We start from the raw sequence: 26,900 nt of genomic DNA on the forward strand, positions 1-26,900 counted from the left end.
TTCGCGTACCTCGGGTCCGTCGGGTCCGCGGAGGAGCCGGGAGGTCAGGAGGAGGCCGGCGGGGCGGGGTCCTCCGGGCCGGCGCTGCCCTCGCGGCGCTTGATCTCCTCCTCGCGGCGGCGCAGGTCCGCCTCCCAGTCCTTGAGGAGCGACTCGTCCTTCTTGTTCTCGTCCTTCAGCGCCTTCAGGAACTCCGGATTGTCGTCCGGCGCCACCCATTGGGTGCGGTGGCCGCGGTGCCACTCGGAGGGCGTACGGCCCCCGGTCGGCGCCTGGCGCATCTTGCCGGCGGCGAGCCACACGATCGGACCGACGATCCAGAACAACAGGATGATGAAGACCCAGGCCACCTTGGGCAGATGCTTGGCCTCGTCCTCCGGAGTGTTCAGGCAGTCGATGAACGCGTAGATCGTCAGCGCCAGCGGCAGGAGATAGATCAAGGCCCTGAGCATGGTGGGACGTCCCCCTGGAAACGGCGGCGGGGCCGGCGGGCCCCGGTGACGCGGCCAGGCTACCGGCTGCCGGTGGACTTCCCGGGCCCGGAGTCGGGGGAGCCCCGGCGGACGGCCGGGGACGGGATGACAAACTGGACGGCATGGCTTACGACGATCTTCGCTCCCTGCTCCGGGCTCTTGAGCGTGAGGGCGATCTCAAGCGCATCAAGGCCGAGGTCGACCCGCACCTGGAGGTCGGTGAGATCGTCGACCGGGTGAACAAGGCGGGCGGCCCCGCGCTGCTCTTCGAGAACGTCAAGGGCGCCTCGATGCCCCTGGCCATGAACGTCTTCGGCACCGACCGGCGGCTGCTCAAGGCGCTCGGGCTGAAGTCGTACGCCGACATCAGCGACAGGATCGGCGGGCTGCTCAAGCCGGAGCTCCCCCAGGGCTTCATCGGCGTGCGGGAGGCCTTCGGGAAGCTCGGCTCGATGGTGCACGTGCCGCCGAAGAAGGTGAAGGGCGACAGCGCTCCGGTCCAGGAGGTCGTCCTCACCGGGGACGACGTGGACCTCGACCGGCTGCCCGCGCTGTTCACCTGGCCCGAGGACGGCGGCTCCTTCTTCAACCTGGGGCTCACGCACACCAAGCACCCCGAGACCGGCGTACGGAACCTGGGGCTGTACCGGCTCCAGCGCCACGACAAGCGCACCATCGGGATGCACTGGCAGATCCACAAGGACAGCCGCAACCACTACCAGGTCGCCGCGAAGCGCGGGGAGCGGCTGCCGGTCGCCATCGCCTTCGGCGCCCCGCCCGCGGTGACGTACGCCTCGACCGCGCCGCTGCCCGGGGACATCGACGAGTACCTCTTCGCCGGGTTCATCCAGGGCAAGCGGATCGAGATGGTCGACTGCAAGACCGTGCCGCTCCAGGTCCCCGCACAGGCCGAGGTCGTCATCGAGGGGTGGCTGGAGCCGGGCGAGATGCTGCCGGAGGGGCCCTTCGGCGACCACACCGGCTTCTACACCCCCCAGGAACCGTTCCCCGCACTGACCATCGACTGCGTCACCATGCGCAGGCGCCCGCTGCTCCAGTCCATCGTGGTGGGCCGGCCGCCGACCGAGGACGGGCCGCTGGGCCGGGCCACCGAGCGGTTCTTCCTGCCGCTGCTCAAGATCATCGTGCCGGACATCGTGGACTACCACCTGCCGGAGTCGGGCGGCTTCCACAACTGTGCGATCGTCTCGATCGACAAGAAGTACCCCAAGCACGCCCAGAAGGTGATGAGTGCCGTCTGGGGCGCGCACATGATGTCGCTGACCAAGCTGATCGTGGTCGTGGACGCCGACTGCGATGTCCACGATCTGCACGAGGTCGCCTGGCGGGCGCTGGGCAACACCGACTACGCCCGTGACCTGACCGTCGTCGAGGGGCCGGTCGACCACCTCGACCACGCCTCGTACCAGCAGTTCTGGGGCGGCAAGGCGGGCATCGACGCGACGAGGAAGTGGCCCGAGGAGGGCTACACCCGGGACGGGGGCTGGCCGGAGATGGTCGAGTCCGATCCGGAGACGGCGGCGAAGGTCGACCGCCGCTGGAAGGAATACGGACTGTGAGTGCCGCCGACGCGACGCTGGGCTCCGGCTCCGGCTCCGCAGAGCCGAGAAGCAGGATCAAGGCGTTCCTGCGGCTCGTGATGATCGAGCACTCGGTCTTCGCGCTGCCCTTCGCGTACATCGCCGCGCTGACCGCGATGTTCCGGCTGGACGGGAACATCCACTGGGGCACGCTGCTGCTCGTCACCCTGGCGATGGTCGGGCTGCGTACGTTCGCGATGGCCGCCAACCGGATCATCGACCGGGAGATCGACGCCCGTAATCCGCGTACGGCCAACCGGGAGCTGGTCACCGGTGCGGTGTCGGTGAAGTCGGCGTGGACGGGGGCGCTGGTGGCCCTCGCGGTCTTCCTCGGCGCCGCCGCGCTGCTGAACCCGCTGTGCCTGGCGCTCGCGCCGCTCGCCGTCGTGCCGATGGTCGTCTACCCGTACGGCAAGCGGTTCACGAACTACCCGCACGCGATCCTGGGCCTCGCCCAGGCCATAGGGCCGATCGGTGCCTGGCTCGCGGTGACCGGCAGCTGGTCGTGGGACGCGGTGATCCTGGGGCTCGCCGTCGGTATCTGGATCGGCGGCTTCGACCTGATCTTCGCCTGTCAGGACGTGCAGGCGGACCGGGCCCACGGGGTGCTGTCGGTCCCGGCCCGCTTCGGGATCCCGGCCGCGCTGTGGGGCGCGCGGGTCTGCCATGTGATCACGACCGGGATGCTGGTCTGGTTCGGGCTGGCGACGGACGCGGAGCACTTCTACTGGATCGGCATGGCGATCGTCGCCGTGGCCTTCGTCTACGAGCACCGCGTGGTGCGCCCGCACGATCTGTCCCGGCTGAACCGGGCCTTCTTCTCCGTCAACGGCTTCATCGGCATCGCCCTCTTCGCGTGCGCGCTGCTGGATCTGGTGGTGCGCGGCCTCACACCGTGACGGCCCGGGGTGTGCGGCGGGTGCGGCGGAAGGCGAAGGCCGCGCCGACCCCGCCGATCAGCCCGAAGAGGTGACCCTGCCAGCTGATGCCGGAGTCGGTGGGCAGGACGCCCCAGAGCAGTGAGCCGTAGACCGCGGCGACGACGAGGCCGACCACGATGTCGAGCGGCCGGCGGTCCACGAAGCCGCGGACCAGCAGATAGCCGAAGAGGCCGAAGACGACCCCGGAGGCGCCGAGCGTCACCGTGTCCGGCGGTGCGGTCAGCCAGACGCCGAGGCCGCTGACCAGGATGACCGTGAGGACCACGGCGGCGAATCTGCGTATGCCGGCGAGGGCCGCGATGAAGCCGAGGACCAGCAGCGGAACGCTGTTGGAGGCGACGTGGTCCCAGCCGCCGTGCAGGAACGCGGACGGCACGATGTCGCGCAGCTCGGCCGGTTCGCGCGGGGTGACGCCGTAGGTGTCCAGGGCGTGTCCGGTCGCCGTGTCGATGCCTTCGAGGACCCACAGCAGGGCGACCCAGCCCGCCATGAGCGCGCCGGCCGTCCGGGCCCGCGCGCCGGTGGTCGTCGTGGTGGCGTTCGTTCGGATGTCTCTCATGGCTGGTCCCTGCCCCCGGCTCGCCCGTCACCCTGGGAACGTCCCCCACCTCCGCGCGGTTCCGTGCGGGGTACGCGGACGTGTTCCGGGTGCGGTGTACGCAGAGGTGCCGGATAGGCTCGCGGGTGTGAAATCCGGGACTTCAGTGACTCAGCGGCAGCGACGGCCTTGGATTGTCGGGGTGTCGGGCGCGTCGGGGACCCCGTTCGCGGCCGCGGTCCTGCGTGGCCTGCTGGCGGGCGGCGAGAGCGTGGACCTGGTGGTGAGCCGTGCCTCGCGGCTGACCCTGCTGGACGAGACGGGGATCGCCTTCCGCGACGCGCACTGGCAACAGGACCTGCGCGGCTGGCTGGCGCGGGGGGCGGACGGGAAGCCGGACACCTTCGAGGTGGGCGCGGCGGAGCTGGACCGGGTGCGGTACTGGGCGGCCGGTGACCTGGCGGCCGGACCGTCCTCGGGCTCGTACCCGGCGAAGGGGATGCTGATCGTTCCGGCGTCGACGGCCTGTGTGGCCGGGGTGGCGCTCGGTCTGTCGAAGGATCTGCTCCAGCGGGCCGCGAGCGTGACGCTCAAGGAGCGGCGCCCGCTCGTCGTCGCGGTGCGCGAGACACCGCTGAGCGGTCGGACGCTGAAGCAGATGGTGGCCCTGGACGAGGCGGGCGCCGTGGTGCTGCCCGCCTCTCCGGCGTTCTACGCGGGGGCGACGCACATCCAGGATCTGGTGGACTTCGTCGCCGGGCGGGTGCTGGACGCGGCAGGGGTGCCGCATCAGCTGTACCGCCGCTGGGAGGGAGAGCTCGGTGGCGGCTCTCGCGGCTCGGAGGGGTGAGCGCGGGGCCGGCCGGGGAACCGGCCGGGCGGTCGCGCCCGGGGCTGATCCGGTGGGGTCAGCGCTTCTTGGTGGCGCGCGGGTTGCGCGTCTTGTCGACGCGGTGCGCGGCGGTGGGCTGGTGGGCACGCGAGCGGTTGGCCAGGTCCTGCAGCTCGCGCATCCGGGCGTAGGCCATCTCGATCGTGTACACGGTGACTTCACTCCTGAAGATTCGAAAGCGTTTCTTGGATGTTCTGAAAGATTTACAGGGCGTCGACCCTGCATGCCTTAGATTCTACACGTAAACTCGCGGTACTGCTGAACAATGGAAGGTTTCAGTCATATGGACGCGGTGGACAGGCAGCTCATCCAGGCCCTCAGGGAGAACGGCAGGGCCTCGTACGCCGAGCTCGGGCGGCTCGTCGGGCTCTCCGGGCCCAGCGTCACCGACCGCATCAACCGGCTGGAGACCGCCGGGGTCATCACCGGATACCGCGCCACCGTCGACTCCGCCTCGCTGGGGCTGGGGGTCACCGCGCTGATCGGCATCTCGCTGTCGGACGCCGCCGACCACGAGGACGTCGCGCGCCGGCTGAAGGACCTCGCGGAGATCGAGGACTGCTGGTTCATCGCGGGCGACGACTCGTACATGCTCAAGGTGCGGGTCGGTGACGTGGACGGCCTGGAGAAGACGATCCGCAGGCTCAGCGGCACGAAGGGCGTCTCCCGGACCCGTACCACCATCGTGCTGTCCACCAAGTGGGAGAACCGGGTCGGGGAACTTCCGGAAGAGCCGTAGGCGTACGGTGGTCGGAGTCCGTCACACAGAGATATGGGAGGCGCCCTAGTGGACGCGGGACTCAAGCGCGAGCTGGAGGAGAAGGTCCGGGCCGGCGAGCGGCTGACCCGCGAGGACGGGATCGCCCTCTACGAGTCCGACGACCTGGCGTGGCTCGGCGGGCTGGCCCATGAGGTGCGCACGCGCAAGAACGGCGACGTCGTGCACTTCAACGTCAACCGCCACCTCAACATGACGAACGTGTGCACCGCGTCGTGCGCGTACTGCTCCTTCCAGCGCAAGCCGGGGGAGAAGGACGCGTACACGATGCGGATCGAGGAGGCCGTCCGCCTCGCCAAGGCGATGGAGAACGAGAACCTCACCGAGCTGCACATCGTCAACGGGCTCCACCCCACCCTTCCGTGGCGCTACTACCCGCGCTCGCTCAGCGCGCTGAAGGAGGCCCTGCCGAACGTAGGGCTCAAGGCGTTCACGGCGACGGAGATCCACCACTTCGAGACGATCTCCGGGCTCTCGGCCTCCGAGATCCTCGACGAGCTGATCGAGGCCGGTCTGGAGTCGCTGACCGGCGGTGGCGCGGAGATCTTCGACTGGGAGGTCCGCCAGCACATCGTCGACCATGACACCCACTGGGAGGACTGGTCGCGCATCCACCGTCTCGCGCACGAGAAGGGGCTCAAGACCCCGGCGACGATGCTGTACGGGCACATCGAGGAGCCCCGTCACCGCGTCGACCACGTGCTGCGGCTGCGGGAGATGCAGGACGAGACCGGCGGGTTCCAGGTCTTCATCCCGCTGCGCTACCAGCACGACTTCGTGGACATGAAGGACGGCAAGGTCCGCAACAAGCTCCAGGCGCGCACGACGATGGCGACCGGCGCCGAGGCGCTGAAGACCTTCGCGGTCTCCCGGCTGCTGTTCGACAACGTGCCGCACGTCAAGGTGTTCTGGGTGATGCACGGTGTGCAGACCGCCCAGCTCGCGCTCCAGCACGGCGCGGACGACATGGACGGCTCCGTCGTCGAGTACAAGATCACGCACGACGCGGACAACTACGGCACGCCCAACAAGCTCGGCCGTGACGACCTGCTGGACCTGATCCGCGACGCGGGCTTCCGGCCCGTCGAGCGGAACACCCGCTACGAGATCCTGCGCGAGTACCCGGGTCCGGACGCCGGCCGTCGCGAGGAGCCGCAGCCGATGCGGGTCTGAACCATGTCCGCGTGAGGTGATTCCGCCGTACGGGATTCCCCGCACGAAAGCCCCGGCCGCCGTCCCGGCCGGGGCTTTCTCGCGTTCCGGACGGGGTTGAGCGCCGACCACAGTAATGGTTACTCTCGTCTAATGACACTTACATTTGAGCTTGACCCCGCGTTCGGCCGGCCCCTGCGCGACGGCATCACCGCACTGTGGGCCGATGTCACCGACGCGGGCGGCGCTGTCGGCTTCGTGCCGCCCGCCAGCGCCGAGGAGATCCGGCCGGAGCTGCTCAAGCACCTCGTCTCGATCGTCGAGGGCCGCACCCGGCTGCTCGTCGGCTACGACGGGGACGGCGCCGTCGCCGCCACGGCCTTCCTCGCCCACAACTCGCACCGGCTGATGAACCACTGGATGTGGCTCTACACGGTCATGGTCCACCCCCGCCACCAGGGACGGGGCTTCGGCCGGGAGCTGATGGCCGCGGCGGCCGACGCGGCCCGCGGGATCGACGGCATCGAGGCCATCCGTCTCACCTGCCGGGGCGGCACCGGGGCCGACCGCTTCTACGCCTCCTGCGGATACAAGGAGGTGGGCCGGGTGCCGGGCGCGATCCGGGTCGCCGACGGGGACGACCGCGACGACATCATCATGCTGCTCCCGCTCCACGGCTGAACCTCCGCGCACGGCCGCCCGGCCCCGGCGGCCCGGCTCCCGGCAACCCTGTGAACCCAGCGAATTCGGGGCATGCTTCACTGGACGGGCAGGAATGTGCCGTGAGGTACGCACAACGTATGCAGAGAGAGGGTCAGCCGTGTCCGCTGCCAAGCCGAGCGCAACGATCCGGTACACGGCGTTGCGCCTGTTGATCTTCGTCGGCTGCTTCTTCGCCGCCGGTGTGGCCGTCCACTTCGGTGTGCTGCCCGCCGGGCTCGCGGGGTCCAACTTCGTGTGGGTCATCCTGCTGGGCCTGGTCCTCTCCGCCCCGCTCAGCTACGTACTGCTGCGCAAGCAGCGCGACGAGATGTCCGAGCAGCTGATCACCACGGTCGACCGGACCAAGGCCCGCCTTGAGGCCAACCGGACCCGCGAGGACGCCGTTCAGTAGGTCCGGCCCGGAAGGCGTCGCGGGCCGGAAGGCGTCGTGGCTGACGCCCCGCCGGTGCTCCGGCGCGAGCCGTGCGAGCGCCTCCGCCGTGCGAGCGCCCCGGCGCCGCATGAGCGCCCCCGGCACCGTATAAGCGCCGCGTAAGCTTCCTCACACTCGCGCCCCGCACACCCTTCCGTGTGCGCCCCGCGCAGGAAACCCCAGCCGGAGCAGACCGCTCCAGTACTGGGGTTTTCCGCTTTCTGCGGGCGTGCGGGCACGGGCCGTGCCGCGTTCTCGGATCAAAGAAGGCCTTTGAGGTTCTCAAAGTTCAAGTGTTAACGTGTTCGACATGAAGACAGCAGCGCGCCCCTGCCACGCCGCGAGCATCCCGCTCGTGGCGCGCCTGCATGTCGACCTCTGCCGCTGTATGTCCGCGGTCTGTTGCCGCAACGTCTGAAACCGGCATCATGCAGCGGCGCCGCCCCCGACGCGGGCGCCGCACCCCGTCCCCGTTCGACCGCACGACCGTACGTCTGTCCTCGTACGTACGTCTCCGCTGCGTCCATCAGGAGTGTGTCCGTGTCCGCGAATTCCGCGTCCGCCGCCCCCGAGACCGGTAAGCCCGCCGGTTCCGGGCCCCGCATACCGAAGGTCCCGTTCTGGGCCCAGATCGTCGCCGGTCTGGTGCTGGGTGTCCTGCTCGGCTGGCTCGCCCGCAGCCAGGACATCAGCTGGCTCTACACCACCCTCGACAAGGTCGGCCACATCTTCGTCCAGCTGCTGAAGCTGGCCGTCGCGCCCCTCGTCTTCTTCGCGATCCTGGTGTCGATCACCAACCTGCGCAAGGTCAACAACGCCGCCAGGCTGGCCACCCGCACCCTGCTCTGGTTCATGATCACCTCGCTGATCGCCGTCGCCATCGGCCTCGCGATCGGCCTGATCACCAACCCGGGCTCCGGCACCGGCCTCACGCCGAAGGACGGCAAGCTCCCCGAGGGCAAGGGCTCCTGGCTCGACTTCCTGACCGGCATCATCCCGGACAACGTGATCACGCCGTTCACCGAGCTGAACGTCCTCCAGATCGTCTTCATGGCCGCCGTCGCCGGTATCGCCGCCCTCCAGCTCGGCGACAAGGCCAAGCCGATCCTCACCCTCAGCGAGGCGGTCCTGGAGCTGCTCCAGAAGGCCCTGTGGTGGGTCATCCGCCTCGCCCCGATCGGCACCATCGGCCTCATCGGCTACGCGATCGCGGACTACGGCTGGGACCTCATCGGCAAGTACGCGACGTTCACCGCCGACGTCTACATCGGCTGCGCCCTGGTGATGTTCGGCGTCTACCCGCTGCTGCTCGCCACTGTCGCCAAGGTCAGCCCGCTCCAGTTCTTCAAGGGCGCCTGGCCCGCGATCCAGCTCGCGTTCGTCTCCCGCTCCTCGGTCGGCACCATGCCGGTCACCCAGAAGGTCACCGAGCGCCTCGGCGTGCCGAAGGAGTACGCGTCCTTCGCCGTCCCGTTCGGCGCGACCACGAAGATGGACGGCTGCGCCGCGATCTACCCGGCGCTGGCGGCGATCTTCATCGCGCAGATCTTCGACGTGCAGCTGGGCATCGGTGACTACCTGCTGATCGCCTTCGTCTCGGTCATCGGATCGGCGGCCACCGCCGGCCTCACCGGTGCGACGGTCATGCTGACCCTCACCCTCTCGACGCTCGGCCTCCCGCTGGAGGGCGTCGGCCTGCTGATGGCCATCGACCCGATCCTGGACATGATGCGCACCGCCACCAACGTGGCCGGCCAGGCGCTGGTCCCGGTGATCGTCTCGGCCCGCGAGAAGATCCTCGACCACGAGGCGTACAACTCGGCCTCCTCGTCCCCGGTCGACGAGCCGGGCACGGTCGATGTCCGTGACGCGGAGCAGAAGGTGAGCCTCCCGGTCACCGCGTAACGGCGACGCCCGTACGACGGGGAGCGCCCCCGGACCCGACGGTCCGGGGGCGCTCCGCGTCGTCAGGGGCGGTGGAAGACCACCTCGGGGTTGGCCGGGGTGGGGCCGTTCAGCAGGGGGCGGTTCCGGTCGCGCAGGTGCCGGTCGAAGAAGGCGGTCACGTAGTCGCGGGTGATCTCCGTCGAACGGGTCGCCGAGAGCGGTACCGCGGGGTCCTCCAGCCCGAGCTGTTCGGCGAGTTCGGGGGTGTCGGTGAAGGTGAAGTGGCCGGAGCCCGTGACGGTCAGCCAGCGCTTCCAGCCGTCCAGCCGGGCGAAGTCCTCCTTCCAGCTCGTGTCGGCGCTGCCCGGGGAGTGATCGGCGGCGGTGCCGAGCAGCATGAAGGGGCGGCCACCGAGACCGGATTGCGGAACGCGCCCGTAGAACGTCCCGTCCATGTTGATCCCGGCGTCCACCCGGCGGTCGGTGGCCATCGTGGAGACCGCCGCGCTGCCGCCGATGGAGTGCCCCGCCGCGCCGACCCGGTGCGGGTCGATCATGTCCGCGTGCCGCCAGGCCCGCGGGTGCGAACCGTTCCGCCGCTCCCCGGTCAGCCGGTCCAGTACGAAGGAGAGGTCGGTGCCCCGTCCGGCGGAGACGGTGGCGAGGAGCTTCTGCCTGGCCTCCGTGTCCGGTGTCTCCTCCAGGGCGTCGCACGCGGCGCAGGTGAGCACCCGGCCATCGGGAAGGGACACCCCGGTCGACTCGTAGGCGTGGTCGACGGTCGCCACGACATAGCCGCGGCTCGCCAGTTCCTCGGCCAGGCCGGTCAGCGTCGCGCGGGGCGTGCCGAAGCCGGGGGAGAGCAGCACCAGCGGGAACCTGCCGCCCGCCGGGCGGGCGTCCTCACGGGCGTGGGTGCGGGTGGCGGCCACCACGGCGGGCGGGATGATCTTGTCCAGGTCGCCGGTGGCCAGATAGAGCCTGGCCTCCTCCGGCGTCATGTACGGGGCCGGGGTGCCGCCGCCGTGCCTACGGGCGGGGTAGTCCACCGACACCATCAGCTCGCGGGCGCCCGCTTCGGGCACCCAGGGATCCTGGCGGGAGTGATCGGTCAGGAGGAACGTGTCGCGTCCGACCGCGTACGTGCCGGTCGGACGGGGGAGCGTCGGCGGCGTGACGTCGGTGCCGGTGATGGCGCTCGTGTCGCTCGTGGCGGTTGTCGATGCTGGTCTCGCTGCCGCCGCGGTGGCGGGTGCGGCGAGGGCCGCGGCGGTCGCTAAGGCCATGACCATGACTGCCGTACGGCTGCGAAGGCTGGTCTTCATGCCGTGAACGGTAGGTGGGAAGGGCAGCCCCCACATCATGCGACGGTGTGACCCGGTGTCAGACCTCGGGCGTACGGGTTCCCCGGGATGTCCCCGGTCGCTGCTGCGGAGGGAGGAGTCGAGAACCGGCCTCCCGGGACCCGTACGCACGGGGGCGGACATCGTTCCGTACGACGGGGCGGGGTACCGCGCCGTACTCTTACCGAGGAGTAGGGCAGCGGGGCGGGAGGAACTCGGACGTGGGTGCTGTGAAGAGCAAACGGATGCCACGCGCCGTGCGTGAGCAGCAGATGATGGACGCCGCGGTGCGGATCTTCGGGCAGCGCGGATACCGGGCCGCCTCGATGGACGAGATCGCGGAGCTGGCCGGTGTGTCCAAGCCGTTGGTCTACCTGTATCTGAATTCCAAGGAGGACCTCTTCACCGCGTGCATCAGACGCGAGGCGAAGGCGCTGGTCGACGCGGTGCGGGCGGGTACGGAGCCGGGACTGGCGGCCGACCGCCAACTGTGGTCGGGCCTGCGGGCGTTCTTCACCCACACCGCGGAGAACCCGGACGGCTGGTCGGTGCTGAACCGTCAGGCGCGTACGCACGGGGAGCCGTTCGCCTCCGAGGTCGCCGTGATGCGCGGCGAGATCGTTGCGTTCGTGACGGGTCTGATCGGGGCGGCGGCCCGCGAGGCCCACCACGACCCGGCGCTCCCCGACCGGGATGTTGCGGGGCTCGCGCAGGCTCTGGTGGGTGCCGCGGAGGCGCTCGCCGGCTGGGCGAACGACACCCCGGGAGTCTCGGCGAAGGAGGCCGCGGCCACCCTGATGAACTTCTCCTGGGCGGGCCTGGAGAACCTGATGAACGGCAGCCCCTGGCAGCCGCCGTCGTAGCCCGTCGTAGCCCGTCGTGGCCCGGTCGCGGCGTCCTGCGCCGTTCGCGGGCCGCGGCCCGTCGGCGGCTCGCGGTGTCCTACGCCTTCGGCCTCCGGGCTGGCACACGGCTCCTCACCCGGCCGGCCCGGGACTCCAGGTGGCGCCGCTCGGCGAGGCTGGCGGTGGCCTTCGCGGCAAGCCGGTAGTGCTCGTACGCCCCGGCCGTGTCGCCGGTCTTCTCCAGCAGATGCGCCCGTACGGACAGCAGCCGGTGATGCCCGGCCAGCCGTGTGTCGCCGTCCAGCGTGGACAGGAGGGCCAGCCCGGCCGCCGGGCCCTCGGTCTCGGCGAGCGCGATGGCCCGGTTGAGGGTGACCACCGGGTTGGGCGCGATCCGTTCCAGGATCAGATAGAGGGCGTGCACCTGCGGCCAGTCGGTCTCCTTCGCCGTGGCCGCGTCGGCGTGCGTGGCGGCGATGGCGGCCTGCAACTGGTAGGGCCCCAGCGCCGGGACGGCCAGCGACGCCTTGACCAGTGCGGTGCCCTCGTCGATCAGCGCGCGGTCCCACCGCGTACGGTCCTGTTCGTCCAGCGGCACCAGGTCGCCGGCCTCCGTCGTACGGGCCTCGCGGCGGGCGTGCGTCAGCAGCATCAGCGCGAGCAGTCCGGTCACCTCGCCGTCCTCGGGCAGCTGTGCCCGCACCGTCCGGGTCAGCCGGATCGCCTCGCGTGCGAGGTCGGCGCGGTGCAGCTCACTGCCGGAGGAGGCGGTGTAGCCCTCGTTGAAGATCAGGTAGAGCACATGCAGGACGACCCGCAGCCGCTCCTCGCGCTCCTCGCCGTCCGGCAGGCGGAAGGAGCTTCCGGCGGCCTTGACGCGCTGCTTGGCCCGGCTGATCCTGGCCGCCATCGTGGCCTCCGGCACCAGGAACGCATGGGCGATCTCGGCGGTCGTCAGGCCGCCGACCGCCCGCAGCGTCAGGGCGGTCTGGGAGGCCGGGGTCAGCGTCGGGTGGCAGCACAGGAACAGCAGGACGAGTGTGTCGTCGGTGTCCGGCACCTCCTCGGGCACCACCTCGGCGGCCGTCGCCGTCTCCCGTTCGCGGCGCGCGTGGTCGCTGCGCATCTGGTCGATGAGCCGCCGGGACGCGACCGTCACCAGCCAGCCGCGCGGATTGTCCGGCACCCCCTCGGCCGGCCACTGCACCGCGGCGGCGAGGACGGCCTCCTGCACGGCGTCCTCGCATCCCTCGAACTGGCCGTGCCGGCGTACCAACGTGCCGAGGACCTGCGGCGTGAGTTCACGCAGCAGGTCCTCGATGACGGGTGCTCTCATGCCTCCAATTGTCCGTCGGCGAACATCACCTGGCGCACCTCGACACCGAGCCCCTCGACCGCGGTGTCCGGGATCTGCGCCGCCAGCTCGATCGCCCGCTCCTTGTTCTCGCAGTCGATCAGGTAGAAGCCGCCGAGGTACTCCTTGGACTCCAGGAACGGCCCGTCGGTCACCACCGGCTGGCCGTTGCGCACGGACACCACGGCAGCCTGCGACGGGTCGACCAGCGCCTGTGTGGTGATCAGCTCGCCGGACCTCTTCAGCGCCTCGATGAACGCGCCGTGGCCTTCGCCGATCGCCGCCTTCTCCTCGTCGGTCAGCGTGTCCAGCACGGCCGGATTGATGTGCATGCTGAGCAGGAACTTCATCGCGTACTCCTCGTACTCGTGGGGCCCTTCGACCGTTGGTCGGAGCCGCTGCCGTCGTCTTGACATCCCCCGCCGAGATTCGCACGGGTTTCTTCCCGCGCCGCGACCCGGCGGTCCCGGAGATCCCGGGGGATCCCGGCGATGTCAAGAAACGTCGCGTCGCTCCGACCGGCCGGTGACACGTCGAGCGAGCCGACAGAACAGGGAGTTTCGAAGATGCGGGTCAACCGGGCGTGGCTGGGGCTGATCGTCCTCATGCTGCCGAATTTTCTTGTCGCGATGGATGTGACGGCGTTGCTTCTCGCGCTGCCGCGGCTGAGCGCCGACCTGGGGGCCACCAGCGTCCAGCAGCTGTGGATCAGTGACAGTTACGGCCTGATGGTGGCCGGTCTGGTCATCACGATGGGTACGCTCGGCGACCGGATCGGCCGCCGGCGCCTGCTGATGACCGGCGGCGCGGCGTTCGGGGTGCTGTCGGTCGTGGCCGCCCTCGCGACCGACCCCCTGACGCTGATCATCGCGCGTGCGCTGCTGGGCGTCGCCGGGGCGACCCTGGTGCCGTCCACCCTCGCCCTGATCACCCATATGTTCCGCGACGAGCGGGAGCGCGGGCGGGCCATCGCGATCTGGGCGACCTGCCAGTTCACCGGGGGCGCGCTCGGGCCCGTACTCGCCGGATTCCTGCTCCAGTACTTCTGGTGGGGGTCGGTGTTCCTGGTCGCCGTTCCGGCGATGGCGCTGCTGCTGCTCGCCGGGCCGGTCCTGCTGCCGGAGTTCCGCAGCGACAAGGCCGGCCGGGTGGACCTGGCGAGCGTGGGGCTGTCGCTCGTGGCGGTGCTGCTGATGGTCCACGGCGTAAAGCAACTGGCCGTGGAGGGCGTGACCGCCGGGCCCGCCGTGGCGCTCGTGACCGGAGCGGGCGTCGGGTTCCTGTTCGTGCGCAGGCAACTGCGGCTGGAAGCGCCCTTGTTGGACCTGCGGCTCCTTCGTAACCGCCCGCTCACGGCCGTACTCGTGGCACTGGCCTTCGCCGGTATGGCCATGGCCGGTACGGGTCTCGTGGTGACCCAGTACCTCCAGAGCGTGCTGGGCTTCTCGCCGGTCGAGTCGGCGCTGCTGTTCGCGCCGATGGGCCTGGGCGTGGCGGCCGGCACCATGGCGGCTCCGCTGCTGGGCCGGTGGATGAGGACGACGACCGCGATCACCGGCGGGCTGGCGGTCTCGGCGCTGGGCAGTCTGCTGCCGGCCGGCGTCGGCGGGGCGCACTCCCTGCCGCTGGTGATGACCGGTATCGCCGTACTGGCACTGGGCACCGGCCCGCTGTTCGCGCTGGGCACCGGGCTGGTCGTCGGGTCCGTACCGCCGGAGCGCGCGGGTTCGGCGGCGTCGATGTCGGAGACCAGCAACTACCTAGGCGGCTCGCTGGGGCTCGGGCTGCTCGGTGTGGTGGCCGCGGTGGTGTACCGCGGCCGGATGGACGGCACGTCCGACTCGCTGGCCGACGCGGTCGCCGCGGGCCGGGACCTCCCCGCGGACCGGGGCGCGGAACTGCTGCACGAGGCACGGGAGGCGTTCACCGCCTCGCTGCACGTCACCGGCGTCGTCTCCGCGGCCGTCTTCGCCGGGCTCGCCGTGCTGGTCCTGGCCATGAGCCCGGCCGCACGGCCCGCCCCGGCCGTACAGCCCGAGTACGAGGAGACGCGGTCGTAGGACTCGTTCCGCGGCCCTTCCGCGGCTTCTAGCTGTCCCTGACGAGCGTCCCCGTGAGGTGGAGGCGCCCGCCGCCGCCGTCCCGCAGCTCGAAGGAGCCGCCCGCCGCGTCGGCGGCGTAGGTCACGGTGGCGGGCAGCAGGACGGGGGCCCTGAAGTCGGCCCGTACGTGCCGGATCAGCTCGGGCTCGGCGGCCTCGGCGAGACACCGGGCCACTGTCCACATGCCGTGCGCGATGGCCCGGGGGAAGCCGAACAGCCGCGCCGTGAGCGGGTACAGATGGATCGGGTTGCGGTCGCCGGAGGCGGCGCCGTACCGGCGGCCGAGATCCCCGGGCAGTCGCCACTCGGCGACCGGGGGCAGGCCGCCGCCGGTGGCCGGTGGAGAGGAACGGACGGCTGGGCTCCGACTGTCGGCTCCCGTATCGGCACCGGCTCCGGCATCGGCTCCCGCATCGGCTCCGGCTCCGGCCCTGGCGTCGGCTTCCGCTCCTGTCCCCTTCTCCTTCCCCGCCCCCGCGTCCGTCCGCGCTCGGGGCGGAACCGCGTGCCGTGACAGATAGCCGCTGCGCGACTCCCACACCAGCGCACCGGCGACCCGCGCCTCCGTCACCATCGTGACCTCGGTGCCCCTGCGGTGGGGCGTCAACTCCGCCGCGTGCACGAGGAGTTCGAGTGATTCGTCGACGCGCGCCGTCCGGTGGCGGGTGATCTCGATCCAGGTGTGGACGAGCCCGACGACGGGCAGCGGGAACGCCCGGCCGGTCATCAGCCGCATGGCGAGCGGAAAGGCGAGGACATGCGGGTATGTGAGCGGCAGCGGGTGGCCGGTGGCTGCTCGGCCGCTCCCGGCGGTGCCGCCCGGCTCGGTGAAGCCGCAGACGCGGCGGTACGTGGCGAGGTGGCCGGGCGCGACGGGGGCGGCCGGGAGGGTGAGCCGGACGGTGGGCAGCGTGGCGCCGTCCCGCCCGGCCCGCTTGAACGGGGAGGTGACGACCCCGCGTACCAGGGAGGCGCTCAGGCTCGGCATCGGTGTCACGCCCCCAGCAGGCTCTGGCCGCAGACGCGCAGGACCTGGCCGTTGACGGCGCTGGACGCCGGCTGGGCGTACCAGGCCGTCACTTCGGCGACATCGGCCGGAAGGCCGCCCTGGGCGAGGGAGTTCATCCGGCGGCCCGCCTCGCGGATGAGGAGCGGCACGGCGGCGGTCATCTTCGTCTCGATGAAACCGGGGGCGACGGCGTTGACCGTGATGCCGTGCTCGGCGGCGGCGCGTGGCGCCAGCGAGCGGACCAGACCGATGATGCCCGCCTTGGCGGTCGCGTAGTTGGTCTGGCCGTTGTTGCCCGCGATGCCCGCGATCGAGGCGGTGGCGACGATCCGGCCGCCGCGGTTGACCGTGCCCGCCCTCAGGAGCGCGTCCGTCGTGCGCAGCACGCTGTCCAGGTTGACCTCGATGACCGATGCCCAGCGGTCGGCCGGCATGTTGGCGAGGCGGCGGTCGCGGGTGATGCCCGCGTTGTGGACGAGGACGTCGAGTCCGCCGGGGGCCGCCGCGGCGATGCGTTCGGCGGCGTCGGGCGCGGTGATGTCCAGCGGGAGGGCGGCGGCGCCGAGCCGGTCGGAGGTGCGGACCAGTTCGTCATGGGCCTGGGGGACGTCCAGGCAGATGACCCGGGCACCGTCGCGGGCCAGTACGGACGCGACCGAGGCGCCGATGCCCCGGGCCGCGCCGGTGACCAGGGCGGTGCGGCCGGACAGCGGCGCGGCCCAGTCGGCCACCGGATCGGGGGCGGTCGCGGTCAGCTCGATGACCTGGCCGCTGATGTACGCCGACTTGGGGGAGAGCAGGAAGCGGAGCGTGGACTCGGCGGAGGCCACCGCCTCCGTGGCGATGCGCAGGAGCTGCACGGTGGAGCCCCGGCCGATCTCCTTGCCCAGGGAGCGTACGAATCCCTCCAGCGCCTGCTGGGCCGCCGCCCGGTGGTGGTCGTCGGGGGACGGAACCGTACCGAGAAGGACGATCCGGCCGCAGGGCGCGAGGGAGCGCACGACGGGGTGCAGGGCGGCGTGCACATCGCCGAGCCCGGTGGCGGAGGCCACACCCGTCGCGTCCAGGACGATGGCGGCGGGCCGTTCGGCTCGGTCGACGGCCTTCGGCCCGGTGGTGCCCAGCAGCGCCCGGAGTTCGTCCGTGATCGTGGACTCTCCGGCTGTGAGGTGCAGGAGAGGGCCGTCGAGGTCCGGTGTCTCCAGGGTCCAGCGGCGCAGCGGGGCGGGCTGCGGCAGGCCGAGCCTGCGGGTCAGGAAACGGCCGGGTGCTGTGCCGGTGAAGTGCAGATAGCGGTCGGCCATTGTCCAGACTCCCTGCTCGGTCGTAGATTTACTCTTGAGTAAGGTTACTCAAGAGTCAGGAGTAGGTCGAGATGAACCGTCCGAGACCGACCGGCACGAGGTGTTCGCGATGACCGCACGTATCCCCCTCGCACTCCCGCGGACGCGCCGGGTCGCGGTCATCGGCGGCAGCCGCATTCCGTTCGCGCGCTCCGACGGGCCGTACGCCGAGGCCTCCAACCAGGACCTGCTCACCGCCGCCCTGGACGGGCTGATCGAGCGGTACGGCCTGGCGGGGCAGCAGGTCGGCGAGTTCGTCGCGGGCGCCGTCCTCAAGCACAGCCGGGACTTCAACCTGGCCCGCGAGACCGTGCTCGGCTCGGCCCTGGACCCGCGCACGCCCGCGTACGACATCCAACAGGCCTGCGGAACCGGCCTCCAGGCGGTGATCTCCGCCGCCAACAAGATCGCGCTCGGCGCCGTCGACTCCGCCATCGCGGGCGGCGCGGACACCACCAGCGACGCGCCCCTCGGGGTCAACGACCAACTGCGCCGGCTCCTGCTCGCCGCCCGCCGCGCCAGGAGCACGGGCGGCCGGATCAAGGCACTCGCCGGCGTACGCCCCCGGCACCTCGTCCCCGACATCCCGCGCAACGCCGAACCCCGCACCGGCCTGTCCATGGGCGACCACGCGGCACTCACCGCCCGCCGGTGGAACGTCTCCCGCGAGGAGCAGGACCTGCTGGCGGCCACCAGTCACCAGCGGCTGGCGGCGGCGTACGAACGGGGCCTCCTGCACGACCTCGTCGTCCCGTACCGGGGCCTGGCCCGCGACCAGAACCTGCGCCCCGGCTCGACGGTGGAGAAACTCGCCACGCTGAAACCGGTGTTCGGCACCGGACACCCCGACGCGACGATGACCGCGGGCAACTCCACCCCGCTCACGGACGGCGCCGCGACCGTCCTGCTGGCGAGCGAGGAGTGGGCCGAGCGTCAGGGCCTGACGCCACTCGCGTACCTCTCCCTGTACGAGACGGCGGCGGTGGACTACGTGAACGGCGAGGACGGGCTGCTGATGGCGCCCGCGTACGCCGTGCCGCGACTGCTGGAGCGCGCCGGGCTCACCATCGAGGACTTCGACCTGTTCGAGATCCATGAGGCGTTCGCCTCCCAGGTGCTGGCCACGCTCGCGGCCTGGGAGCAGCAGGGGCTCGCACCCGTCGACCGGGACAAGCTCAATGTGGCGGGTTCCTCCCTCGCCACGGGGCACCCGTTCGCCGCGACGGGAGCCAGGATCGTCGCGACCCTGGCCAAGCTGCTCGCGGAGCGGGACGCGCCGGGCCGAGGGCTGATCTCGATCTGCGCGGCGGGCGGCCAGGGAGTGACGGCGATACTCGAACGCGCCTGAGCGACGGCAGACGCCACATTTCCCTGCCGACGCCATATTTCTCCGCCTCCGCCTCCGCTTCCCCTCCGCTTCCCCTCCGCTTCCCCTCCGCTTCCCTTTCTGAAGATGCCGGACGGACGACCCGGCGACCGACCCGCCCGACCCCAGTTGAGGAGCCGCACGTGTCCACGCCACCTGCCACACCCACCGCCCCGGTCCTGGTCGAGCCCACGAGGACCAGGGCGGCCGACGGGACGGTACGCGAGGTCTCCGTACCGGCGTTCGCGCCGCGCGTGCTGCGCGGTTCGCTCGCCGAGATCCCCTTCGACAACGCCCGTGAGGCACCCGCCGACGCCGTTCTCAGCCGGAAGCAGAAGGACGGCAGCTGGCGGGACGTGACGGCCGCCGAGTTCGCCGAAGAGGTGCGGGCGGTCGCCAAGGGCCTGATGGCGGAGGGGCTCCAGGCCGGGGACCGGATCGCGATCATGGCCCGTACGACCTACGAATGGACGCTGCTCGACTTCGCGTCCTGGGCCGCCGGGCTGGTCACCGTACCCATCTACCCGACCTCGTCGGCCTTCCAGGCCCGCTGGATCCTCCAGGACTCGGGCGCGGTCGCGTGCGCCGTGGAGTCGAAGGAGCAGGCCCGGCTGATCAGTCAGGAACGCAAGCAGCTCGACGGCCTGGCCCATCTGTGGCAGCTCGACACCGGGGTGGTCGGCCGGCTCAGGACGCTCGGCAGGGACATCCCCGACGAGGCGGTCGCCGCGCGCCGGGCCACGCTGGAACCGGACAGCCCCGCCACCCTCATCTACACCTCGGGCACCACGGGCCGCCCGAAGGGCTGTGTCCTGACCCACGGCAACTTCTTCGCCGAGGTCGACAACGCGATCGCGCTGCTGCACCCGGTGTTCACCTCGGTGTCCGCGTACCCGGCGTCCACTCTGCTGTTCCTCCCGCTCTCCCATGTCTTCGGCCGGATGGTGGCGATCGGCTGCATGCGCGCCCGGGTCCGGCTCGGGCACGCCCCGTCCATCGGGACGGAGGATCTGCTCGCCGACCTCGCGGGCTTCAAGCCGTCGTTCCTGCTGGCCATCCCGTACGTCCTGGAGAAGGTCTTCAACACGGGCCGGGCCACCGCCGAGAAGATGGGCCGGGCCTCGTCCTTCGACCGGGCGGCCCGGATCGCCCGGCGGTACGGGGAGGCGGTCGAGGCCGCCGAACACGGCAGGGGCCCGGGGCCCGGCCTCGGGCTGCGGGCGGCCCGAGGGCTCTACGACCCGCTGGTCTACCGCCGTATCCGGGCGGCGCTCGGCGGCCATGTCCGGTACGTGATCTGCGGCGGCTCCCCGCTGGGGCGCCGGCTCGCGGCGTTCTACGCGGGCGCGGGCATCGAGATCTTCGAGGGCTACGGTCTCACCGAGACCACCGCCGCCCACACGGTGACCCCACCCCTCAAACCCCGCCTCGGCACGGTCGGCTGGCCGCTTCCGGGGGCCTCGGTGCGGATCGCGGACGACGGCGAGATCCTGTTGCGCGGCGGCCAGGTGTTCCAGGGCTACTGGAACGCGGAGCGCGGCGGGCCGGTCCCCGCGCTGGACGACGACTGGTTCGCCACGGGCGACCTGGGCGCGCTCGACGAGGACGGCTACCTGACGATCACCGGCCGCAAGAAAGACATCATCATCACGTCCGGCGGCAAGAACGTCACCCCGGCCCCCCTGGAGGACTGGCTGCGCGCCCATCCGCTGGTCAGCCAGTGCATGGTGGTGGGCGACAACCGCTCCTTCATCACGGCCCTGATCACCCTGGAGCCGGACGGCCTCCAGCACTGGCGCCAGATGCGCAAGAAGCAGGACATGCCGATGCGGGACCTGGTGAACGACGAGGAGCTGCGGGCCACCCTGCAACGCGCGGTCGACGAGGCCAACCGCCTGGTCTCGCGCGCCGAGTCGATCCGCAAGTTCACGGTCCTGTCCGGTGACTTCACGGAGGCCGGCGGCCATCTGACCCCGTCCCTGAAGCTGAAACGGGACGCGGTCGCCCGGGACTTCGCGGCAGAGATCGAGGAGCTGTACCGGAAGTAGCGGCTCGCGCCGGGGCGCGGTCCGCCTTCCGATCGCTTCGCTCACCTGGCCGAGTCGGCTGCCGAGATGGTCGCCCTGCCGTACGAGAGGGCGACCCGCCGGGCGTACGGGGCCGCGACGGGGGAACCGGCGCGTGCCCCTTCCCGCCCCGGCGCGGGAAGCGGCGACCTCGCAGCCGGGGCTGTTGGAAGCGTGGGAGTTGCGGCACTCTGGTGGCGTTCAACTCGCGTAGATTCCACGGCACTTCGCACGACGCACCCCACTGCTCGGTTGTCGACCGGAGGATTCCTCACCCATGCGCTCGATCCGCATCAGTCTGCTCGGCCTGCTGTCGCTCCTCGCGGGCCTGCTCGCCGTCACGGCCACCGCCACCCCCGCAGCTGCCGCGCCCAACTTCAAGGCCCCCTACCCCTGTGGCCAGCAATGGACCTACAGCCACCACTCCGCCGAGGTCAGACAAGCCCTCGACTTCGTGCGTACGGACGGTGGCTCCACGGCCGGGTCGCCCGTTCTGGCCTCCTCGGGCGGTACGGCGTACCGCTACTCCCAGCCGAGCGGCGCGGGCAACTACATCGCCATCGACCACGGGGGCGGCTGGCAGACGTACTACTTCCACCTCGCCTCGTTCTCCGTGGCCAACGGTGCCCAGGTCGCCCAGGGGCAGCAGATCGGGGTGACCGGCTCCACGGGCAACAGCTCGGGTGCCCACATCCACTACGAGCAGCTCTACAACGGCGTCGGCCAGAGCATCGCGATCAACGGCCAGTCGCTCGCCCCGTACCCCGGCTCGTACCACAGCAAGTACCTGACCAGCGACAACGGTTGTGGTGGCAGCGGTGGTGGGAAGTACTGGGTCGACACCTTCGCCAACGCCACGGGGTACGCCGCCGCGAACACGGGCGACGCGCAGGGCGTGCTGAACGCGGGTACGAACTACGTCTACTGCAAGGTCTGGGGCGCCCAGGTCGGTTCGGGCAGCAGCTTCAACCACTGGTGGCTGCGGACGGACCTGGACACGGTGTACGCGGGGAAGAACGGCCGCAACGCGTACGTGTCCGCGTACTACCTCTCCCGCTGGGGCAACGACGAGGCCCGGGACAACAATGGCGCCGTGATCCCGGACTGCTGACGCCACGGGCTGCCCGCCGGTCCGCCCCTCCGCCCCTCCGCCGGGAAGGGGGCGGACCGCGCCGGGTGTTCGGCCCGCACTCGGCAGCGGCGGAGCCGCCCGGGTGCTGACCCGGCTCCGGCCCGATGTCTACGCGAGTGACGAGGAGCTGTTCCGGACGCTCTTCCCGCCGCTCACCGCCGACATGCTCACCTCCTGCCTGCCGTACCGAAGGCTGATCACCAGGGATTGCGGGCGTCGGCCGTCAGCGCCCTTCCCGGCGGCCCGGCGGCCCCGCGGACCGGCTGTCCTGCGGCTCCCGCGCCTCAGCCGGCGAAAGGGCCCTCGGTGCCGAAGGCCAGCCGGGCGAAGCGCTCGCCGATACGGCGGTGGGCGGTGGCGTCCGGGTGGAGTTCGTCGGGCAGGGGCAGTTCGGCGTAGTCGGCGGCACCGTAGAGTTCGCGGCCGTCGAGGTAGTACAGGTTCGGGTCCTCCGCCGCCCGCTGCTCCACGATCCTGGCCAGCTCGTCCCTGATGACGTTCAGGGTGAGCTTTCCGGTGGCCGTCTCCGCGGGGTCGCCCGTGGCGCGGAAACTCATCCTCCCGGCCCTCAGGGCGGAGAGGTCCGGCATGCTGGGCCCCGGGGTGTCCTCATGGATCGGGCACAGGACGGGCGAGACGACGAGCAGCGGTGCGGTCGGGTGGCCGTCGCGGATGGTGTCGAGGAACCCGTGCACGGCGGGGCCGAACGCGCGCAGGCGCATCACGTCCGTGTTCACCAGGTTGATCCCGAGCTTGACGCTGATCAGGTCGGCGGGGGTGTCGCGTATCGCGCGGGCGGTGAACGGGTCGAGCAGGGCGCTGCCGCCCAGGCCCAGGTTGATCAGATCCACACCGCCGAGCGAGGCGCCGAGCGCCGGCCACGTGGTGGTGGGACCGGCGGCGTCGGAACCATGGCTGATCGAACTGCCGTGGTGCAGCCACACCCTGCGGTCCGATGCGGGTGCGGGCTCGACGGGGGCGTCGGTGCGCAGGGCGACGAGTTCGGTGGTCTCGTTGTGGGGCAGCCAGATCTCGACGTCCTTGTCCACGGCGGGCAGCCCGTCGAAGCGGAGCGTGCCGACCGGACCGGGCCGCCGCTCGGCGGTCCTCGCCATCATGTCGATGGTGAGGGTGTTGCCGCCGGTCACACTGGCCCGGTCGGTGAGATGGCCGTCGACGAGCAGCTCGTACACGCCGTCCGGACGGGGCGGCGCCCCCACGTACACCCGCTTGGTGGGCAGTACGTCCAGCTCGACCGCGGTGGCCCGGGTACGGAGGACCAGGCGTACGCCGGAGGGCTGGGACTCGGCCATGGCGAGCTGCCCATCGGCGTACTGCGCGCGGGCGCGGGCGGGCAGCCGGTGCGGCAGCAGGCCATGCGCGGTGCGCTCCAGGTCGAGAGCGCCGCGCACGAGGTCCGCGGTGAGGGGGGTGGTGGTCCAGTTGTGCTCGGTGCTCATGTCTCAGCCTTGATCAAGGTGTCCGGATCGTTCGGGTATGTGGCACGCGGTCGTGGCGCTGTCGTGGTGCGCGGATGTGGTGCGCGGTCATGTCGCGGTCGCGCGACGGCGGTGATCACGTCGCGGGCCGGTTCCGCAGCAGCGCGTCGAGGCGGTCCACGATCCAGTCCCAGGACTCCTGGGAGCCGGGGGCGCTGTGGCTGAAGCCCCCGGCCAGCTCCAGGCTGACGTAACCGTGGAAGACGCTGCCCAGCAGCCGCACGGCGTGCGTCTGGTCCGGCTCCGTCAGGTCGTAGCCGCGCAGGATCGCCCGCATCATCTCGGAGTGCCTGCCGCCGGCGCTCGCCGCCGCCGTCTCCGGATCGAGCCGGAACCGCGCTGCGGCGTAGCGCCCCGGGTACTCCCGGGCATAGTCGCGGTAGACGTTCGCGAAGGCTGCCAGGGCGTCCTTGCCCGCCCGCCCGGCCAGGGCGGTCGCGCCCCGGTCGGCGAGCTCCGCGAGAGCCAGCAGCGCGATCCTGGTCCTGAGGTCCTGGGAGTTCTTCAGGTGCGAGTAGAGACTCGCGACCTTGACGTCGAACTGCCTGGCCAGTGCCGAGAGGGTCACCTGGTCGAATCCGGCCTCGTCGGCCAGCTCCGCCCCCGCCAGGACGAGACGTTCCGTGGTCAGCCCCGCGCGTGGTGACATGCCTGCTCCTTCATCTCTTCCTTAAGCCATCATGCATCCACCTAATACTTATAGGCAACTGTGCTCAGGGCAGGTCAGGGCAGGCGGGCGGGCGGGTCGGGCGGGCATGACGCGGCATGACATGACCTGGCACGGCATGGCATGACGCGGCGGCGCAGGGGTGCGCCGTGACTAGTGACCGGCGGCAGCCCTGCCGAGGAGCGAGGTCAGGATCTCCTCGGAGTGCGTCCACAGCAGCGCGCCCCCGATCCCCGGTACGACATGGCGACGGGCGCCGGGGATCCGGCCGGAGAGGAACTCCCCGTTGTCGGGGGAGTGGCTGGTGTCCAGCTCGCCGTACCAGATGTCGACCGGCACACCGATCTCCGCGAGAGCGAACGGCCAGCGCCCCATGGCCAGGGTCGTATCGCGGGCGTAACCGGCCGAACCCTGGGCGAAGCCCTCTTCCAGGGCCCGGCGGTACGCGGCGGCGAAGTCGGGCTCCCGGAACACGGCGAGGTCGCACTCCGGACTCCCGCCCATCACCATGCCCCACATCGCGTCGGCGCCGAACCCGGAGAAGAACTCCTCGGTACCGGCCGGATCGGACGCGGCCCGCTCGACGATTCCGAGCAGGTCCGGGGGCAGGGCGCTCGCGAACTCCGGGGCCGCGACCTCATCCGCGCCGGACACCACGGCCAGCGCGGAGACGACACCGGCCTCGGCGCAGGCGATGGCGAAGGGCGCACCCTGCGAGTTCCCGATCACGGGCGGGCGCCCCAGGCCGTGCAGCTCGGCGAACCGGCCGATGTCCTCGGCGAAGTCGGAGAACGTGCGACCGGGGACGGGGGTGGAGGCGCCGAGCCCCGGACGGTCCACGGAGACGAGGCGCACCCCTTGTGCCTCGGCGACATCCGGGCCGATGCCGAGCCATCTGCTGGTGGCCGCCCCGGGGCACAGCAGTACGGGCGTGCCTTCCGCCGGCCCCCACTCGCTCCACCCGAGTGACCGCCCGTCGGGCAGCCGCACCTCACCGAGCCTGGCGGGACCTTCGCTGTATGTCTTCTTCATGATCGCCATTCTGGTGGTGCACACAGGGCATTGCATGACATTTTTGCCGTGTGCGGGAGAGGCTCACTCCCGGAGCCAGAAGCCCGACCGCTCCACCCACAGGTCCAGCAACCCCGCGTCACCGTCGATCCCGATGCCCGTGCCGGTGGGCGTACGCCGTCGGTACAGGAGCAGGAGGAGATCGCTCATCGTGGCGCGTACGGTGACGGCGGCGCGCCGGTCCTCGTGGCGGTCCTCGCGCTCGTCGTCGCCCCCGCTGACGCCCCCGCCCCCGCTGACGCGCCCGCCGATGCCCCCGCTCACGCCCCCGCGCCCACCGTCCCGCTCGTCCGTCCGACGGGAGAGGACCCTGTCCCCCGTGAGGTCGACCAGCCACTCCACTGCCGCTCCCGGCGTCGCGCCGACCCCGTGGAAGCGCAGTGTGCGGCCGGGGCCGAGCAGCGGCGGGACTCCGGGCCGGGGCGCGATGACCTCCGGAACGGCGCCGAACCCCATCCACTCGTCGATGCCGTCGACGGCGATGTCCTCGTCGAGCGTGAACTCCGCCCCGGCCGTCCGGTACGCATCCGCGCGGTGCACCACCGCCTCGTGCAGCATGCGGCGCGCCCAGAAGAGAGTGCTGCCGCCGGGCCCCGGGGTCCACACCCGTGCCGTGGGACCGGCGGTACGCAAGGCGTCCACCAGCAGCGCGGTGCCCTCGGCGAGCCAGGCGTCCATCGCTGCGGGCTCGGCGTCCGCGTAGCCGGAGACATCGTTGACCAGGTCCTCCGGTACGGGGCCGGTGGCCCGGGTCCGTACGACGGTCGCGGCCCAGTGGTGCGTACTGCCGACGTGCCGCAGCAACTGGCCGAGGGTCCAGCCGGGGCAGGCGGCGACCGGAGCCGTCATGTCCGCCCCTTCGACGCTCGACCTCAACAGGGCGGTCTGTACGCGGAGTTCGTCGCAGTATCGGTCATAGCCCAGCGCAGCCATGCGGCCAGCGTAGTGGTCCCCTGCGGACCCGGCCCGGAGGGCCACTGCGCTGTCCGCGTGCCGTGCGGGAAATTGATTCGTGGGCTCACTGCCCGACTCGTAACCTGACCCGCATGATCAATCTGGGAATTATGGACAAAGTCGGGCGAAATGTTGCACTGGGTGAGGTGAACGATGCCAACTGGCGCGCGGTCGCGGATGTCGCTCCGCTGGATGACCAGCGCGGATACGTTCCCGCGCTGGCGGCCCGCTACCTGTTGCTGTCGACGCGCGAGCAGGACTGGAACTCATTGGCGGTCCATGCCGATGGGACGGTGGTGGGGCACATCATGTGGGCCCGTGACGAGGACGGCTCGTACTGGATCGGCGGCATGGTGATCGATGGTGCCGAGCAGGGCAGGGGAGCGGGCCGCGCCGCTGTACGGACCCTCATGGGATGGCTGGCGGAGCGGGGTGACTGCGAGGAGTTCCGCCTGTCGTACGACCCGGACAACGCCGTGGCCGAGGGCCTGTACACCTCATTGGGGTTCCGGCCGACGCCGGATCGTGAGGGGGACGAGATAGTTGCCTGCCTGACCGCACAGGCGGCGCCGGCCACGGCGGTCGGGCGGGAGACCGGCTGATTCACCGGCGCGATCCGCCGGGCAGGTCTCCCTGGGCGGGTCTGTGGAACCGGTGGGTCAGCCGCCCTGGCCGGCGCTGCCGATGGGGCCGACCGTCACCGGGGAGCCGGAGCCGTCGGTGACGGGGAGCGTGGGGGCGCCGGGCCAGTC

At 71.2% G+C, this 26,900-nt stretch carries 26 protein-coding genes and 1 pseudogene; 14 read left to right on the plus strand and 13 right to left on the minus strand.

The genetic code is table 11. The features are described 5' to 3' along the window. Positions 1-44: 44 nt before the first annotated feature. A complete protein-coding gene (locus tag ABT170_RS36115) occupies positions 45-452 on the minus strand; it encodes a PLD nuclease N-terminal domain-containing protein (RefSeq protein ID WP_329941319.1) in 408 nt (135 codons plus the stop codon). Between the two features lie 143 nt (positions 453-595). Here ABT170_RS36115 and ABT170_RS36120 point away from each other — a divergent pair, with 143 nt between their 5' ends. Both ABT170_RS36120 and mqnP read left to right on the plus strand, forming a co-directional pair. Beyond that, positions 596-2,053 (plus strand): menaquinone biosynthesis decarboxylase, encoded by a 1,458-nt coding sequence (locus ABT170_RS36120; protein WP_329941318.1) that lies wholly within the window; start codon positions 596-598, stop codon positions 2,051-2,053. Beyond that, positions 2,050-2,973: a menaquinone biosynthesis prenyltransferase MqnP gene (gene mqnP / locus ABT170_RS36125; RefSeq protein WP_329941317.1), complete on the plus strand. Its 924-nt coding sequence runs from the start codon at positions 2,050-2,052 to the stop codon at positions 2,971-2,973. Before ABT170_RS36120 ends, mqnP begins: the two co-directional genes overlap by 4 nt. Here the strand turns inward: mqnP and ABT170_RS36130 are convergent. Further along, entirely contained in the window at positions 2,963-3,574 is a 612-nt protein-coding gene (locus ABT170_RS36130; RefSeq protein ID WP_266922712.1) for a rhomboid family intramembrane serine protease, read from the minus strand. The genes mqnP and ABT170_RS36130 overlap by 11 nt on opposite strands. Before the next feature lie 145 nt (positions 3,575-3,719). Between ABT170_RS36130 and ABT170_RS36135 the strand changes: the two genes are divergently transcribed. After that, on the plus strand, positions 3,720-4,403 hold the full coding sequence (locus tag ABT170_RS36135; protein ID WP_329941315.1) for a UbiX family flavin prenyltransferase: 684 nt from the start codon (positions 3,720-3,722) through the stop codon (positions 4,401-4,403). Between the two features lie 58 nt (positions 4,404-4,461). On the opposite strand, the gene ABT170_RS36140 is transcribed toward ABT170_RS36135, so the two are convergent. Then, a complete protein-coding gene (locus tag ABT170_RS36140) occupies positions 4,462-4,596 on the minus strand; it encodes a hypothetical protein (protein ID WP_351874634.1) in 135 nt (44 codons plus the stop codon). A 132-nt stretch (positions 4,597-4,728) separates the two neighbouring features. Between ABT170_RS36140 and ABT170_RS36145 the strand changes: the two genes are divergently transcribed. The 5 genes from ABT170_RS36145 (at position 4,729) to ABT170_RS36165 (ending at position 9,415) form a co-directional block, all read left to right on the plus strand. Beyond that, entirely contained in the window at positions 4,729-5,184 is a 456-nt protein-coding gene (locus ABT170_RS36145; protein ID WP_030588629.1) for an Lrp/AsnC family transcriptional regulator, read from the plus strand. 48 nt (positions 5,185-5,232) lie between these two features. Next, positions 5,233-6,396, plus strand: coding sequence for an aminofutalosine synthase MqnE (mqnE, locus tag ABT170_RS36150; protein ID WP_266927701.1), 1,164 nt, complete (start codon positions 5,233-5,235; stop codon positions 6,394-6,396). Positions 6,397-6,528: 132 nt separating this feature from the next. Further along, complete coding sequence (locus tag ABT170_RS36155; RefSeq protein WP_351874637.1) at positions 6,529-7,056, plus strand: GNAT family N-acetyltransferase; 528 nt, start codon at positions 6,529-6,531, stop codon at positions 7,054-7,056. A gap of 139 nt (positions 7,057-7,195) precedes the next feature. Next, complete coding sequence (locus tag ABT170_RS36160) at positions 7,196-7,489, plus strand: DUF4229 domain-containing protein (protein ID WP_329941313.1); 294 nt, start codon at positions 7,196-7,198, stop codon at positions 7,487-7,489. Positions 7,490-8,050: 561 nt separating this feature from the next. After that, positions 8,051-9,415, plus strand: coding sequence for a dicarboxylate/amino acid:cation symporter (locus ABT170_RS36165; protein ID WP_351874640.1), 1,365 nt, complete (start codon positions 8,051-8,053; stop codon positions 9,413-9,415). A gap of 62 nt (positions 9,416-9,477) precedes the next feature. On the opposite strand, the gene ABT170_RS36170 is transcribed toward ABT170_RS36165, so the two are convergent. Beyond that, positions 9,478-10,722 carry an alpha/beta hydrolase family protein gene (locus ABT170_RS36170; RefSeq protein WP_351874643.1) on the minus strand — a complete coding sequence of 415 codons (1,245 nt, stop codon included), beginning with the start codon at positions 10,720-10,722 and terminating at the stop codon, positions 9,478-9,480. Between the two features lie 263 nt (positions 10,723-10,985). Here ABT170_RS36170 and ABT170_RS36175 point away from each other — a divergent pair, with 263 nt between their 5' ends. After that, complete coding sequence (locus ABT170_RS36175) at positions 10,986-11,603, plus strand: TetR/AcrR family transcriptional regulator (RefSeq protein WP_329941359.1); 618 nt, start codon at positions 10,986-10,988, stop codon at positions 11,601-11,603. 79 nt (positions 11,604-11,682) lie between these two features. Here ABT170_RS36175 and ABT170_RS36180 read toward each other — a convergent pair whose 3' ends face one another. Continuing rightward, on the minus strand, positions 11,683-12,921 hold the full coding sequence (locus ABT170_RS36180) for an RNA polymerase sigma factor (protein WP_351874646.1): 1,239 nt from the start codon (positions 12,919-12,921) through the stop codon (positions 11,683-11,685). Next, entirely contained in the window at positions 12,918-13,289 is a 372-nt protein-coding gene (locus ABT170_RS36185) for a YciI family protein (RefSeq protein WP_329941309.1), read from the minus strand. The genes ABT170_RS36180 and ABT170_RS36185 overlap by 4 nt, the downstream gene beginning before the upstream one ends. A gap of 216 nt (positions 13,290-13,505) precedes the next feature. Here ABT170_RS36185 and ABT170_RS36190 point away from each other — a divergent pair, with 216 nt between their 5' ends. Further along, positions 13,506-14,999 (plus strand): MFS transporter, encoded by a 1,494-nt coding sequence (locus tag ABT170_RS36190; RefSeq protein WP_351874650.1) that lies wholly within the window; start codon positions 13,506-13,508, stop codon positions 14,997-14,999. Positions 15,000-15,027: 28 nt separating this feature from the next. Here the strand turns inward: ABT170_RS36190 and ABT170_RS36195 are convergent, their stop codons facing one another. Then, positions 15,028-16,029: a MaoC family dehydratase gene (locus ABT170_RS36195; RefSeq protein WP_351874653.1), complete on the minus strand. Its 1,002-nt coding sequence runs from the start codon at positions 16,027-16,029 to the stop codon at positions 15,028-15,030. Between the two features lie 5 nt (positions 16,030-16,034). After that, a complete protein-coding gene (locus ABT170_RS36200) occupies positions 16,035-17,354 on the minus strand; it encodes a 3-oxoacyl-ACP reductase (protein ID WP_351874656.1) in 1,320 nt (439 codons plus the stop codon). Positions 17,355-17,463: 109 nt separating this feature from the next. On the opposite strand from ABT170_RS36200, the gene ABT170_RS36205 reads away from it, so the two are divergent. The 3 genes from ABT170_RS36205 (at position 17,464) to ABT170_RS36215 (ending at position 21,936) form a co-directional block, all read left to right on the plus strand. Next, the gene (locus ABT170_RS36205; RefSeq protein WP_351874659.1) at positions 17,464-18,741 is read left to right on the plus strand and encodes an acetyl-CoA C-acetyltransferase; all 1,278 of its coding nucleotides are present in this window, start codon (positions 17,464-17,466) and stop codon (positions 18,739-18,741) included. Between the two features lie 161 nt (positions 18,742-18,902). Beyond that, a complete protein-coding gene (locus ABT170_RS36210) occupies positions 18,903-20,807 on the plus strand; it encodes an AMP-dependent synthetase/ligase (protein ID WP_351874662.1) in 1,905 nt (634 codons plus the stop codon). 295 nt (positions 20,808-21,102) lie between these two features. After that, the gene (locus tag ABT170_RS36215; protein WP_329941303.1) at positions 21,103-21,936 is read left to right on the plus strand and encodes a M23 family metallopeptidase; all 834 of its coding nucleotides are present in this window, start codon (positions 21,103-21,105) and stop codon (positions 21,934-21,936) included. 305 nt (positions 21,937-22,241) lie between these two features. On the opposite strand, the gene ABT170_RS36220 is transcribed toward ABT170_RS36215, so the two are convergent. The 4 genes from ABT170_RS36220 to ABT170_RS36235 all read right to left on the minus strand — a co-directional run bounded on the left by ABT170_RS36220 (position 22,242) and on the right by ABT170_RS36235 (position 26,127). Next, positions 22,242-23,417, minus strand: a complete 1,176-nt coding sequence (locus ABT170_RS36220; protein ID WP_329941302.1) for a GDSL-type esterase/lipase family protein — start codon at positions 23,415-23,417, stop codon at positions 22,242-22,244. A gap of 115 nt (positions 23,418-23,532) precedes the next feature. Next, entirely contained in the window at positions 23,533-24,105 is a 573-nt protein-coding gene (locus tag ABT170_RS36225; protein WP_329941301.1) for a TetR/AcrR family transcriptional regulator, read from the minus strand. A 171-nt stretch (positions 24,106-24,276) separates the two neighbouring features. Continuing rightward, positions 24,277-25,155: an alpha/beta fold hydrolase gene (locus ABT170_RS36230; RefSeq protein WP_443034235.1), complete on the minus strand. Its 879-nt coding sequence runs from the start codon at positions 25,153-25,155 to the stop codon at positions 24,277-24,279. Positions 25,156-25,218: 63 nt separating this feature from the next. Then, entirely contained in the window at positions 25,219-26,127 is a 909-nt protein-coding gene (locus tag ABT170_RS36235; protein ID WP_351874667.1) for a maleylpyruvate isomerase family mycothiol-dependent enzyme, read from the minus strand. Positions 26,128-26,240: 113 nt separating this feature from the next. On the opposite strand from ABT170_RS36235, the gene ABT170_RS36240 reads away from it, so the two are divergent. After that, positions 26,241-26,750: a GNAT family N-acetyltransferase gene (locus ABT170_RS36240; RefSeq protein ID WP_351874670.1), complete on the plus strand. Its 510-nt coding sequence runs from the start codon at positions 26,241-26,243 to the stop codon at positions 26,748-26,750. A gap of 57 nt (positions 26,751-26,807) precedes the next feature. On the opposite strand, the pseudogene ABT170_RS36245 reads toward ABT170_RS36240, so the two are convergent. Beyond that, positions 26,808-26,900: pseudogene (locus ABT170_RS36245) on the minus strand (DUF4232 domain-containing protein); the annotation flags it as partial.

Source organism: Streptomyces sp. NPDC001787 (genome assembly GCF_040297465.1).
GTDB lineage: Bacteria > Actinomycetota > Actinomycetes > Streptomycetales > Streptomycetaceae > Streptomyces.

What these genes read in the sequence shown, in the direction of transcription:
- ABT170_RS36115 (WP_329941319.1), bottom strand. Translation starts at nt 452, where the DNA reads ATGCTCAGGGCCTTGATCTATCTCCTGCCGCTGGCGCTGACGATCTAC.
- ABT170_RS36120 (WP_329941318.1), top strand. Translation starts at nt 596, where the DNA reads ATGGCTTACGACGATCTTCGCTCCCTGCTCCGGGCTCTTGAGCGTGAG.
- ABT170_RS36130 (WP_266922712.1), bottom strand. Translation starts at nt 3,574, where the DNA reads ATGAGAGACATCCGAACGAACGCCACCACGACGACCACCGGCGCGCGG.
- ABT170_RS36145 (WP_030588629.1), top strand. Translation starts at nt 4,729, where the DNA reads ATGGACGCGGTGGACAGGCAGCTCATCCAGGCCCTCAGGGAGAACGGC.
- ABT170_RS36155 (WP_351874637.1), top strand. Translation starts at nt 6,529, where the DNA reads ATGACACTTACATTTGAGCTTGACCCCGCGTTCGGCCGGCCCCTGCGC.
- ABT170_RS36170 (WP_351874643.1), bottom strand. Translation starts at nt 10,722, where the DNA reads ATGAAGACCAGCCTTCGCAGCCGTACGGCAGTCATGGTCATGGCCTTA.
- ABT170_RS36175 (WP_329941359.1), top strand. Translation starts at nt 10,986, where the DNA reads ATGCCACGCGCCGTGCGTGAGCAGCAGATGATGGACGCCGCGGTGCGG.
- ABT170_RS36180 (WP_351874646.1), bottom strand. Translation starts at nt 12,921, where the DNA reads ATGAGAGCACCCGTCATCGAGGACCTGCTGCGTGAACTCACGCCGCAG.
- ABT170_RS36185 (WP_329941309.1), bottom strand. Translation starts at nt 13,289, where the DNA reads ATGAAGTTCCTGCTCAGCATGCACATCAATCCGGCCGTGCTGGACACG.
- ABT170_RS36190 (WP_351874650.1), top strand. Translation starts at nt 13,506, where the DNA reads ATGCGGGTCAACCGGGCGTGGCTGGGGCTGATCGTCCTCATGCTGCCG.
- ABT170_RS36195 (WP_351874653.1), bottom strand. Translation starts at nt 16,029, where the DNA reads ATGCCGAGCCTGAGCGCCTCCCTGGTACGCGGGGTCGTCACCTCCCCG.
- ABT170_RS36200 (WP_351874656.1), bottom strand. Translation starts at nt 17,354, where the DNA reads ATGGCCGACCGCTATCTGCACTTCACCGGCACAGCACCCGGCCGTTTC.
- ABT170_RS36205 (WP_351874659.1), top strand. Translation starts at nt 17,464, where the DNA reads ATGACCGCACGTATCCCCCTCGCACTCCCGCGGACGCGCCGGGTCGCG.
- ABT170_RS36215 (WP_329941303.1), top strand. Translation starts at nt 21,103, where the DNA reads ATGCGCTCGATCCGCATCAGTCTGCTCGGCCTGCTGTCGCTCCTCGCG.
- ABT170_RS36220 (WP_329941302.1), bottom strand. Translation starts at nt 23,417, where the DNA reads ATGAGCACCGAGCACAACTGGACCACCACCCCCCTCACCGCGGACCTC.
- ABT170_RS36225 (WP_329941301.1), bottom strand. Translation starts at nt 24,105, where the DNA reads ATGTCACCACGCGCGGGGCTGACCACGGAACGTCTCGTCCTGGCGGGG.
- ABT170_RS36230 (WP_443034235.1), bottom strand. Translation starts at nt 25,155, where the DNA reads ATGAAGAAGACATACAGCGAAGGTCCCGCCAGGCTCGGTGAGGTGCGG.
- ABT170_RS36235 (WP_351874667.1), bottom strand. Translation starts at nt 26,127, where the DNA reads ATGGCTGCGCTGGGCTATGACCGATACTGCGACGAACTCCGCGTACAG.
- ABT170_RS36240 (WP_351874670.1), top strand. Translation starts at nt 26,241, where the DNA reads ATGATCAATCTGGGAATTATGGACAAAGTCGGGCGAAATGTTGCACTG.